Origin of the sequence: Rhizobium sullae, from assembly GCF_900169785.1 — a bacterium.
In the GTDB taxonomy this organism is placed as follows: Bacteria; Pseudomonadota; Alphaproteobacteria; order Rhizobiales; family Rhizobiaceae; genus Rhizobium; species Rhizobium sullae.
Genome location: NZ_FWER01000035.1, coordinates 44,781 through 54,717, shown reverse-complemented (window position 1 = coordinate 54,717; position 9,937 = coordinate 44,781). Strand labels below are relative to the sequence as shown.

Below are 9,937 nucleotides of genomic sequence, written 5' to 3'. Positions count from 1 at the left end.
CGCGTCGTTGTCAGAGATTTCGGTACGACGCCGAGCCGCAGCCGGCCGGTTCCAACCCTAGCGTACCGCTACCGACGCTCCTCCGCCTTCAAACTGCTCATCTGCAATTGCATCGTCGAGGACCTGGATGTCCTCGCGAACAATGCTGCTGAGACTGCCTAGAAGGTCAGCCAGTTCGAAGTCACGATCCTCTGCGGCCTTTGCGGCTCGTGCCTCGGCCTTGGCGACGTAAAATTGGAAAATGTGCCGCTTTCCGTTCAGCTCTTCAAAACTCGACATGACAATGGTCCTCTTCGTCGGTGTTGCGCATAGGCATACTCGCTGTAATGGGAAGAGCAAAGCCCTCCCGCGCCATATTGGATAATGCGCGATTTATGGCGGCTGAATTCCTACGTCTTTTCCATTGGTCGTGAACTCCAGCCATCTGAGGAGCGAATCCATCCAATCCTCTTCGTGGTGGGAGGCGGGACGACCTTGCGCGGTTGGAGCAAGTTCAGGCATGGTGACGTCAGGTTTGTCTTCGACCTGTGCAACCAGGAAGTCCCGATAGGGCGACAGCTTTCCTCCACCGGCCGTCCTTGTCCGGCAGGCGTTATCGTGCCGGTTCGGTCTCGGCGCTGCAGCGGTTTGATCGCACTGCTGTCGCTGATAGCGAAATGCCGGGCAGCGGCGCGGCGTGATTGGCCGCTGGCGAGCGTCGAAACAACGCGCCGACGAAGTTCAACAGAATGAGATTTTCCCATGTGATTCACCTCCAAAGGCAGTGAAACACAGCTATATCCGCAAGAAAAGCCATTCGATTCTCAATTCAAGTGCGGTGCTCTAGGCATCCATGTGGCAGCAAGGTTGGAATGTCCGTGTGTGCAAAGTAGAAGTGGCATTTTGGGCGTCTTCAGCCATTCAGAAATGCGACACCCGAGCGCCGACGACCAGCACAAGCTTTCGATTGCTCATATCGTCCTCCCGCGGTGGCGCAAGGCGTCGAGTAGGTTGGATTCCATTTGCGGTGCTCGTTGTTCAAACAGTTTTATGGCGTCAAGTTGGTCGTCCACAGAGAGGAACTCGCCAAAGCAGTCTCGAGGTTACTTGCCGAAGACATGCCTTGCCATCCCGCCGAAGCGATCAGCCATCGAGATGTGATAACACACTTGACCGCCCATTCATTTTCGGCTAACTGATTTTTACTTTCTGTAAAAATAAAACGTCTCTAGGGAGGAGATGCGTTGAAGCCGAACCGTAGCCGACGCGAGACCCGTGCGGCGACCCTCAACTACATTTGGTGCAATGGTGGCGCCTACAGACCTGATTTGGCTGAGAATCTTGTACTGACTGATGCAAGTATCTCCCGGATTGTAGCCGAGCTGAAGTCAGAGGGCGTGATCGCCGAGACGCGCCATACGGCGCCTTATCAAGGCGGACCGAGCGCGTTTTTTACATTGAGTAAAAATAGGCATGTCGGTGCGATTGAGGTCTCCAACAATTCAATCCACGTGGGCGTGGCAGCGGTGACCGGCGAGCCGATATTCATCGAACGTCTCCCCCTTGTCGACGGGGCGGATCCGCTGGTCGTGGAGGATGCCATGTCAAAGGCGGTAGGTGCATTGACCAGCGGCTGCGCCAGATACGGCACACAACTCGAACAGATTGCCGTCGCCCTCCCCGGATATGGCGTCGGGCGCATCACGAACCCGATCATACCGCTTAACACAGGAAATTTACTCAAAAGCCTAGAGCATGCATTTCCAGACGTGGCCACGGAGATTGCCAACTCAATTGCTGCGCGTGCGATCGCCCATCGTACCCGAATGCGGGTCGGGCATCTCGGAAGTCCCAGCTTTTATGTGTTCGTCGGCCATGGTGTGGCGGCAGCCGTCGTCGATGAGTTTGCTGAAAGCGGAGACGTTACGCCCTGTGAAATCGGCCATATGGTCTTTGATCCGAAGGGTCCTAAATGTCGCTGCGGCAATTTCGGTTGCGTCGAAACCTATCTCTCCACTGCCGCGATCGCGCCGTGCCTGAAGGTTGAAGAGGTCGCTATTTTGGACCTCGGCGACAAGTGGCCCGAGCGCATTCCCATCGCGTCGAAAGCGGAAGCAGAACTTGGCGAGCGGCTGACTCGCTTGGGTCTTACCATCGGCAATGCGCTGAACATCGTCCAGACCCGTCGTGTCCTGGTTGGTGGATGGCCTGTCGGCCTTGGGAACAAGAGCATTGCCGCTATCCGCAAGGGCATAAACGCCTCGCTGTTCGGTGGGGCCGACGATGTCGAATTGCGGCTGGTGGAATCGGAGTTGGGTCGGGAGCCTTCTTCGGCCCTGTCCCTTGCGACTTTTGCATATCTGCGCCGCGGAGGAACATCGTCACAGGTTGCAATAGTGAAAAATGCTGCTGCGGGAAACATTGCCGGCGTGCAGGACTAGACTAACTTCAAACGGGAGGATCCGATATGAAACTACATCTTTTGGTCGCCAGCTTTCTGGCGGCGAGCGTGGCGTTTGCAGGTGCTGCATCCGCTGAGTCCATACTGCGCATCAAGCCGTCGGGCGACGTCAAGGCTCTCGACCCCATGCTCGGCTCGGATTCGATGGCGCGCAACTACGGCTACATGGTCTACGACACCCTGTTCGCCTTGGACGCCGATCTGAAAATCCAGCCGCAAATGGTCGAGAAATGGGCGACGTCCTCAGACGGGAAAATATACACCTTTACGCTGCGCGATGGTCTGAAATTCAGCGACGGCGCTCCTATCACAGCCAAGGACGTGATTTCTTCACTGAAGCGCTGGAGTGTAAACGATAGCCTTGGTCAGCAGATGATGACCAACGGAGCAACCTTCGTCGAGGTCGATAATCGCACATTCACCCTCTCCTTGTCGAAACCCTGGGGTTTGGTGCTTGACGCTCTTGGGAAGGCGGGCGCGCCGGTTCCTTTCATTATGCCGGCTCGCGTCGCCGACGCGACACCGCCGACGACTCCGGTGACCGACTATACCGGTTCGGGACCATTCATGTTTCTTGCAAAAGAGTGGGTTCCCGGTGCCAAGCTAGCTTTTGTACGAAACCCGAACTACACGCCACGCGCCGAACCGGCGAGTGGTCTTGCAGGCGGCAAGACCGCAAAAATGGATCGAGTGGAATGGGTGATCATACCGGACCAGCAGACCGCACTCGACGCCCTTGGCAAAGGTGAGATCGACATCAACGAGGATCTCTCTGCTGACTTGATACCGTTGGCCAAGGAGACGAAGGGCGTGACGGTAGCCAAACAGGACGACATCGGCGTCGCGCAACAAATCCGTCTCAACACCATCAAGCCACCCTTCAACAATGTGAAGATACGCGAGGCATTGCTGTATGCGGTGAACGGGGATGATTTTCTCGCGGCGGTTATCAGCGATCCATCTTTGGGCAAGGCGTGTAAGTCCTTTTACACCTGCTCCTCACCGTACCACACGGAGGCTGGTTTCCCTTCTCCGGATCTCGAGACGGCCAAAAAAATGGTCGCCGAAAGCGGCTATGACGGCACCCCTGCGGTCCTGCTTGATGCGACGGAAAATGCCAACATTCATGCGTTTGTGACAGTGGCTGACCAGTTACTCCAGGAAATCGGCATCAAAACCAAGGTCGAGGCGATGGACTGGGCAACCGTCACAAGCCGTCGTGCAAGCAAGGAGCCGGTTGACGCCGGCGGATGGTCTATCTTCATTTCCGGTCCTGGGGGGCTCGATTTCCTTGAACCGGTCGGCCATCTGGGACTGCGATCGAACTGTGAAAAGGCTTGGTTCGGTTGGCCTTGTGACGCTGATATCGAGGCGATGCGAGCAAGCTTTGCCGACCTGACAAATCTCGATGAGCGCAAAGCGCTTGCCGAGAAGATCCAGCTTCGCGCGCTTCAGACGGTGCCTTACATTCCGATCGCGACGCAGTATCAGATCCGCACCTATCGCAACGATCTGTCGGGTCTCCTCACGCCCCCTGCTCCCGTCTACTGGAATGTCGAGCGGAAGTAGCATTCTTCCTCCTGGGGGGTCGGAGCCGCCCCCCGGGCTTGAACTCTAGCCACTATCCGAGGAGACTCGAATGCTTACCTTCGTATGTCGACGGCTGCTGTCCACAATACCGGTGATGCTGTTCATCGCCTTGTTCGTATTCAGCCTTCTCTATCTCGCACCGGGCGACCCCGCCGCGCTGATTGCGGGCGACCAGGCCTCGCAGACAGAGATCGACGCCATCCGTGTCACCTTGGGATTGGATCAGCCATTTTACATTCGCTTCGTCGGCTGGCTGGGCCATGCGTTGCGCGGCGATCTGGGTATCTCAATCTTTTCCCAGTTGCCGGTCACGACTCTCATCGGTCAACGGTTGGAGCCAACGCTCTCGTTGATGCTGCTCACTGTCATCATATCCGTCTGCGTTGCAGTTCCGATGGGGGTTCTGGCGGCCGCCAATCAGGGTCGCTGGATCGACAGGGTTGTTATGGCTGTCGCCGTTTTCGGTTTCTCCGTGCCCGTTTTCGTCGTCGGCTATCTTCTCAGCTGGGTGTTCGCCATCCGGCTCGACCTTCTGCCGGTTCAAGGCTATACCCCGCTGGCCGAAGGCTTTGCTCCCTTTCTTGCCAATCTTATCCTTCCGGCAATAGCGCTTTCCTGCGTCTATATAGCGTTGATCGCACGCATCACACGAACCTCGATGATCGACGTGTTGTCGCAGGATTACATTCGCACAGCGCGCGCGAAGGGGCTTGGTCAAGGTCCCGTTCTCTTCATCCACGCCCTGAAGAATGCATCGGTTCCGATCGTCACAGTCATCGGTATCGGCGTCGCCCTGCTGATAGGTGGCGCCGTGGTCACCGAGACTGTCTTTGCCATACCGGGAGTCGGGCGCCTTGTCGTCGATGCCATTCTACGGCGCGATTATCCAGTCATCCAGGGTGTCGTCCTGCTGTTTAGCGTCGCCTACGTCCTGATCAATCTTGCAATCGACCTTCTCTACACCGTTCTTGATCCAAGGGTGCGCTACTGATGACGATCAAATCCAATATGATCGCGAGTGGCGATCTTTTCCCGTCGGAACCGAGGCGCGGCAGGGTCGCTACGTTCGTTCGCCGCCATCCCACTATTGTCGCGGGAGGAGGTATACTGTTGCTGATGGTGCTGATTGCTGTTTTTGCGCAGTGGATCGCAACGATCGATCCCGACAAGATCGCTCCCATCAAACGCAACCGTGAACCCACGGCCGAGTTCTGGTTCGGAACCGATATGCTGGGGCGCGACCTCTTTTCGCGTGTCGTGTACGGCGCGCGCGTCTCGCTGCTCGTGGGCTTCGCGGTGGCCGTGTGCGCCACGGTTCTGGGGCTTTTAACCGGACTGGCGGCAGGCGCCTACAGAAAGCTCGACATGGTGATCATGCGCCTGATGGACGGCTTGATGTCCGTTCCTCCCATCCTTTTGGCTATTGCGCTGATGGCGGCGGTCGGCGGTTCGGTTTTCAACGTGATCCTGGCGATTTCGATCGCGGAATTTCCGCGGATGAGCCGGCTGGTGCGGGGGCTTGTGCTTTCGATCCGCGAACAGGCCTATATCGACGGTGCGATCGCATCGGGTTCCTCCATGCCGAAGATCATTGTGAAGCATATCCTGCCGAACACGCTCGGTCCGGTGATGGTCCAGGCGACCTATATCTGTTCGGCTGCGATGATCACCGAAGCCGCGTTGTCCTTCATTGGCGCTGGAACGCCCCCGTCCATCCCCAGCTGGGGTGGCATCATGAATGAGGGCCGAATGCTCTGGCAAATCAAGCCGTACATCATTCTGTTCCCGGCGGTCTTCCTGTCGTTGACCGTGCTGGCTGTCAATCTGCTCGGGGATGGTCTGCGCGATGCACTTGATCCGCGTGCGGCAAGCCGAATCTGAAGGAGGAGCAAAAAATGCCCATTCTCAATGTGAGCGAATTGCGCACCCACTTCCGCGGCGAGCGCGGTCCGGTTCGCGCGGTGGAGAACGTCTCGTTTACGCTGGAGAGCGGTGAGACCCTAGCAATTGTCGGCGAATCCGGCTCAGGAAAATCGGTGACGTCACTGTCCATAATGCGACTTTTGGCAGGCGGCAGGGCGCGTAGCAGCGGGCGGATCGAGTTTTTAGGGCGGGATATTCTTTCGCTTGGCGAGGCCGAGATGCGACAGATCAGGGGCAATGAGATCGGCATGATCTTTCAGGAGCCCATGACGTCCCTCAATCCGGTCCTCACCATCGGTCGGCAGATTGCCGAAACGCTGGTCCTGCACCAGCACCTCTCCCGGGCGCAGGCGCGCGCACGCGCGATCGAGATGTTGCGGCTGGTGGATATACCTGCTGCCGAACAACGGATCGACGAGTATCCGCATCAACTGTCCGGCGGCATGCGCCAACGGGTCATGATCGCGATGGCGCTGGCTTGCGAGCCGAAACTGCTCATCGCCGACGAACCGACGACTGCACTCGACGTGACGATACAGGCCCAGGTCCTCGAACTGATGGCGGATCTGCAGAAGCGCACCGGCACGGCAATTATTCTGATCACGCACGATCTCGGGGTGGTTGCGGATGTCGCCGATCGGGTAATCGTGATGTATGCCGGGCGGACGGTCGAAGAGGCCACCACGAAGGATCTCTTTCGGCGGCCCCTTCATCCCTATACGCGTGGTTTGCTCGCAACAATCGCCAAACTCGGCTCGTCGCTTGACGACAATGCCCCGTCCAGACTGACGGAGATCCCCGGCCAGGTGCCGAGCCTTCACGAATTCATACCCGGTTGCGCCTTCGCGTCACGCTGCCCGCATGCCACGGTTCTCTGTCGTCATACCGCCCCTGGCTTTGAAGCGGTGGAACCGGGCCACAAGGTTGCTTGCCATCACGTTGAACGGAGACTGCAGGCATGACGAATGAAACCCCCGTACTTGAGCTTAGAAACCTGCAGAAGCATTATTTCCTGCGCCCGGACTTTTGGGGCAGGCCGACGGCAACCGTGCATGCCATGGATGACGTGAGCTTGGCGCTCAAGCGCGGAGAGACGCTTTCGATTGTTGGAGAGAGCGGCTGTGGGAAATCCACTCTCGGAAAGACAATTGTTCGTCTCCAAGACCCCACAAGCGGCGAATTCCTGCTGAATGGCGAAAGGGCGGATAGGCTTCAAGGCGCTGCTCTGAAGGCATTCCGCGCCCGGGTGCAGATAATCTTCCAGGATCCTTTTTCGAGCCTCAATCCGCGGATGAGCGTCCGTGAAACTCTCGCGGAGCCACTGGTGAACTTCGGGCTAGCGGTGAGCAGAGCCGACATCGACGCAAAAATAGCATCTCTTCTCGACGTGGTCGGTTTGCCGCGCGATGCCGCAAACCGCTACCCTCACCAGTTCTCTGGTGGCCAGAGGCAGCGTATAGCCATTGCCAGAGCGTTGGCACCGAGTCCGGACGTTATCGTGTGCGACGAGGCTGTTTCCGCGCTGGACGTCTCCGTTAAAGCGCAAATCGTCAACCTGCTTGGCGACATACAGAAGGAAACCGGTCTGGCACTCATCTTTATCAGTCACGATCTGGCGATCGTTGAGCATCTTACGCACCGTGTCGCGGTCATGTATCTCGGTCACGTTGTCGAAGAGGGAGCACGACGGGAAATATTCGGGACGGCGGCTCATCCCTATACGCGTGCGTTGATTTCCGCCGCGCCCAACCCGACCGTGGAAGAAAAGAAGCCTCGCATCTTGTTGAAAGGCGACGTTCCAAGCCCGCTTGCTCCACCGTCTGGTTGTCGCTTTCATACCCGTTGTGCCTTTGCCACTGACCGCTGCCGCGCTGAAGTACCACGGCTACGTCCGGTAGGAGGCGATCACTCCGTCGCCTGCCATTACGACTTCAACCGCGATGGAGTTCTGGTACAGCATGCACACTGATCTTCCACAAGATCCTGATTCGGTTTGCTCCGTCATGACGGAGGCAGGCAGGATAGAAGGACGGCAGACCGGCGAAGCTGTACAGTTCCTGGCCATTCCCTACGCCAAGGCCCCGACGGGCGAAGCCAGATTCCGTTCGCCGGAAAGCCTGGAGCATTGGGCGGGCGTACGACCGGCCGGCAGCTTCGCATCCGTCGCGCCGCAACTGCCAGATCCTGGCGTTTACCCCGGCGATCCAGACGCGATGCCGCCTCGTCCGATGAGCGAAGATTGCCTCTATCTCAATGTCTGGACGCCAGGATCGCCTGGACCTCACCCGGTGCTCGTGTGGCTGCACGGTGGCTCGCAGTTGGTCGGTGGAACATCCCGTCCTGTCTACGACGGGAGCGTGTTTGCCCGTGCCGGCATCATATGTGTGACAGTTGGTTATCGGCTTGGCGCGTTCGGCTTCCTGGAACTCGGAGAGCAGCTTGGCACGGAGTATGTTGACAGCGGCAACTGCGCGCTTCGTGACCAACTTGCCGCTCTGGAGTGGATAAGGGATAATATTGCCGGTTTCGGCGGTGATCCCGCTCAGATCACCCTTGGCGGGGAATCCGCTGGCGGCAAGAATGTGGCGGCCCTGATGGCAGCCCCCGCCGCGCAGGGATTGTTCCATGCCGCCATCGTCATTTCGGGAGGCGCGGATACCGTCTCGTCTCGGGCAGAAGCGGAAGCTGTTACTCAGCGATTTATCGACATTGCGGGCTTTCCCGCTTCGCATCTGCTGGATGCTTCGATGGAGAAAATCCTGACCTGGCAAGCGATGCTCTTGCGTTCGGGGATCCGAAAACTTCCTTTCCGTCCGGTGTACGGCGGCGATTTTCTACCACGGAGCCCACTCGCTGCAATCGAACATGGCCAGGGAGTCTCGGTTCCCTTGCTGATCGGAACGTCTCGCGACGAGTCCCTTCCAGCCGTCCAAGCGATGATTGCAGAAGAATCTTGGCGGCAGGATCAACTCAGCCATCTGAATCCAGAGAGGCTGGCAGCAGTCGAGACGCGGTTCCGAGCCGCCTATCCTGAACTGACATGGAGGGAGAGCCGCCTGCGCCTTTTGTCGGCCGAGGAGTACGGCCTCCCTTCCGTGCGTCTCGCGGATGCCCATGCGTCGGCGGGTAATCCGACATGGATGTATCGGCACGATCGCGGCTTGGCGGCCGGTCCGCTTGCTGGCTTTGCCCCCCATATATCTGACCTCAACTGGGTGTGGGGGCGGTCATCCGACGCCCAACACCGGCGCGGGATGGATGATCTCCATATAACGATCTGCAATTTTGTGAAGGAGAATCGTGCATCGTGGGACCAGTATAGTGTCCCGCACCGTCGCACGGCCCTCTTTGGGAATTCACGTTGCGTGGTAGATGATCCCTCTCGGAACATTCGTAATTTGTTCGAAGATACAGCTGATGCGTATCCCGAATAATAATCCTACTGAAGGGCTGCCGGAAAAGCGCCTACGGGAAGGCCTCGATGTAGAACTCCGCTTTATGGTACAGCAAGTCTCACCTTGATCTGACCCTTGCGAATACACTCCAATCTCTGCATTCCGCCGAGAACGGTTCGCATGCGTGCCGAACAGGGCTCGGTGACAGCGATGCCTATTATTACGACAATGAGGAATTCCATAAGGCCATCTATGCAGCGGGCGTGTGTCACAGCAAACATCCCGATCACTCCGCCGCTTTCGACTGCGCAAGGGCACGCTCGCGCCGACGGCTTCGCCAGCACGCCGCATGTTCACGGTGGTCGCCGACGCCTAGGCAGGTCCTAATGAAGGACGAGATGATCCGACCTGGCCCGTGTGAGCACGCGGCCAAGACACAAGCCTGCACGGTGGACTTTGGGTGAAAACGATGCACAGGAACGCCTCGTCAAGCACACGGCAATGGCCGAGTCCGCGACGGTCTCGCTTCCTCCGCCGAGATCGACGAACGATACGTCCAGAAACAGCTCGGTCATATCTGCTTCAGACT

7 protein-coding genes are annotated in these 9,937 nt (G+C 58.0%); all 7 read left to right on the top strand.

Annotated elements, in window-relative coordinates:
• Positions 1-1,223 precede the first annotated feature (1,223 nt).
• Positions 1,224-2,420 carry an ROK family protein gene (locus tag BN1800_RS25935; RefSeq protein ID WP_087001747.1) on the top strand — a complete coding sequence of 399 codons (1,197 nt, stop codon included), beginning with the start codon at positions 1,224-1,226 and terminating at the stop codon, positions 2,418-2,420.
• A gap of 26 nt (positions 2,421-2,446) precedes the next feature.
• Entirely contained in the window at positions 2,447-4,009 is a 1,563-nt protein-coding gene (locus BN1800_RS25930) for an ABC transporter substrate-binding protein (RefSeq protein ID WP_027511224.1), read from the top strand.
• Positions 4,010-4,079: 70 nt separating this feature from the next.
• Positions 4,080-5,021 carry an ABC transporter permease gene (locus tag BN1800_RS25925; protein WP_087001746.1) on the top strand — a complete coding sequence of 314 codons (942 nt, stop codon included), beginning with the start codon at positions 4,080-4,082 and terminating at the stop codon, positions 5,019-5,021.
• Positions 5,022-5,038: 17 nt separating this feature from the next.
• Entirely contained in the window at positions 5,039-5,911 is an 873-nt protein-coding gene (locus tag BN1800_RS25920) for an ABC transporter permease (RefSeq protein WP_244564643.1), read from the top strand.
• 14 nt (positions 5,912-5,925) lie between these two features.
• A complete protein-coding gene (locus tag BN1800_RS25915) occupies positions 5,926-6,915 on the top strand; it encodes an ABC transporter ATP-binding protein (protein ID WP_087001744.1) in 990 nt (329 codons plus the stop codon).
• The gene (locus BN1800_RS25910) at positions 6,912-7,922 is read left to right on the top strand and encodes an ABC transporter ATP-binding protein (protein WP_087001743.1); all 1,011 of its coding nucleotides are present in this window, start codon (positions 6,912-6,914) and stop codon (positions 7,920-7,922) included. Before BN1800_RS25915 ends, BN1800_RS25910 begins: the two co-directional genes overlap by 4 nt.
• The gene (locus BN1800_RS25905; protein WP_179213893.1) at positions 7,912-9,387 is read left to right on the top strand and encodes a carboxylesterase/lipase family protein; all 1,476 of its coding nucleotides are present in this window, start codon (positions 7,912-7,914) and stop codon (positions 9,385-9,387) included. Before BN1800_RS25910 ends, BN1800_RS25905 begins: the two co-directional genes overlap by 11 nt.
• The last annotated feature ends 550 nt before the right edge of the window (positions 9,388-9,937 follow it).

Coding starts and splice junctions, on each gene's coding strand:
- BN1800_RS25930 (WP_027511224.1), top strand. CDS start 2,447: ATGAAACTACATCTTTTGGTCGCCAGCTTTCTGGCGGCGAGCGTGGCG.
- BN1800_RS25925 (WP_087001746.1), top strand. CDS start 4,080: ATGCTTACCTTCGTATGTCGACGGCTGCTGTCCACAATACCGGTGATG.
- BN1800_RS25920 (WP_244564643.1), top strand. CDS start 5,039: ATGATCGCGAGTGGCGATCTTTTCCCGTCGGAACCGAGGCGCGGCAGG.
- BN1800_RS25915 (WP_087001744.1), top strand. CDS start 5,926: ATGCCCATTCTCAATGTGAGCGAATTGCGCACCCACTTCCGCGGCGAG.
- BN1800_RS25910 (WP_087001743.1), top strand. CDS start 6,912: ATGACGAATGAAACCCCCGTACTTGAGCTTAGAAACCTGCAGAAGCAT.
- BN1800_RS25905 (WP_179213893.1), top strand. CDS start 7,912: ATGCACACTGATCTTCCACAAGATCCTGATTCGGTTTGCTCCGTCATG.